This window comes from Okeania sp. SIO2C9, from assembly GCF_010672455.1.
Taxonomy (GTDB): Bacteria; Cyanobacteriota; Cyanobacteriia; order Cyanobacteriales; family Microcoleaceae; genus Okeania.
This window is the reverse complement of record NZ_JAAHGO010000212.1, coordinates 1-1,579: the sequence shown is the minus strand read 5'-3', so window position 1 is coordinate 1,579 and position 1,579 is coordinate 1. Positions and strand designations below refer to the sequence as shown.

General features: G+C 39.2%; 2 protein-coding genes. One reads left to right on the top strand and one right to left on the bottom strand.

All coding sequences use genetic code 11. From position 1 onward, the window contains the following. Window positions 1–413 precede the first annotated feature (413 nt). Window positions 414–647 (top strand): hypothetical protein, encoded by a 234-nt coding sequence (locus F6K23_RS42715; RefSeq protein ID WP_375340833.1) that lies wholly within the window; start codon window positions 414–416, stop codon window positions 645–647. Window positions 648–1,031: 384 nt separating this feature from the next. Here F6K23_RS42715 and F6K23_RS40385 read toward each other — a convergent pair. Further along, window positions 1,032–1,579, bottom strand: a 548-nt coding sequence (locus F6K23_RS40385; protein WP_293166831.1) for a hypothetical protein, incomplete at its 5' end; no start/stop codon positions are given.

Below are 1,579 nucleotides of genomic sequence, written 5' to 3'. Positions count from 1 at the left end.
TGAGCTGGGACTGTACCTTTAAGGCTTAAAGCCTTGGTAAATAAGGTCACAGAGGTTGATGTTTGCTTTTCCCTGAACCCTTTTTCAGAAATCTTTTTTTTTTGATAAATAATTTTGTTTTCAATAGTACTTCATAACTTTAATGAAAAAATTGCTTTTATGAAAAATTTACGGTATCTTCATATAAATATGATTTATATGAAGTTGACATGAATTTAATTTAGGATTTTAGATGCATCCTCATTAGGTTGACAGTGGCTGGGGCAAGACAAAACACACTGAAGTGCTGTAAATCATGAACACCTGGGTAAGTGTTGATGAAACGAAACAGGCACGGTAAAGGAAAAATCCTATCTCAATGTCAAATCCAGTTATTGTTTAATCAGGGGCTAACCTAGCTTAGAGACCGCTGTATCTTTGCTGTAATGCTCTACAGTGGCTGCCGGGTGAATGAAGCTTGCACTTTAATTTCAGAAGATGTCTATAAGAAGTCTGAGAGAGTACGCTGCCATCTAACCATCCGCAAGAAAAACACCAAGGGTAAGCTTGCCACCAGAACTATCCCAATTATTCAGGAGCTAAGGTCTATACTCAGTAGCTATGAAAAAAGCTGGAGTTATCTATCAGTTCCCAGGGCTGCGAGGTAAGCATATCACTCCAGATAGTGCAGCCAGGATTTTAAGAAAGTCTTGTCAAAGAGTAGAGATTGAGGGAGCCTCAACTCTATTCAAACTCAAGGTAGTGTAAAATTGTTGTAACAAATCAAGTTTTAATCACACTTAAGTAAATTTGTCAAATCTTAAGCCCTCATACCTGTTGAAAGTCCGATTTTAAAAAAAATACCCGACTTCAACAGGTAAACCCGTCAGCTACAACCCGCATGGTTGAGGGATTTTTTGAAAACGTTTGGCGTGTTGAGCCTATTATATGGGGATAGCTAAACACGCCAAGCCCCATATAAACCGAGTTGAAGCGAGGACGTTTTTATCCCTCCAGATACCTTGGGATTAATACCCGCTATCTAATTGACTTTATAGATTTGTTGATGTATAATCATCATCTTCAATTAGTACCCTGCCGTAGCGAATATCCAATTGATGTTTAGCTTTGAGCAAACACTTGTATTCAGGATGTTCACTATATTCCCGAGCTAAATGCCAATGCTTACTTGCTTCACGAGATGATGAAAATTTCATCTCACCCCGCCTAATCATCTCATCCAAGGTCTCAATCATCTCTTGGAAGTTAAGGTATCCCTCATCATCAATAAACCAAGACTCGTAGGATTGACCCGTTTTATCTCTGAGACGCTTCTGCTCCCTTTCCCAACTATCGAACTGTTTTTTACTTTGGAAAGTAAATTGAGTCAAAGAACACTCTCTGAGCAATCGTGCCGACTCCACAGTACAACCGGGAAAAGCTTCTGAGTTCTTCCAACTGGTCTCATAGTTCTTCTTATATTCACCAGGCTTGAGAATCTTAGAGAATAAATAGGTCTTACATCTGCTCACCCTTTCCGGCTGATTTCTCAAGTCTGTTAGAAACTCCTCAGAAGGTGTGTAGTTAGAAGTCAGTAACT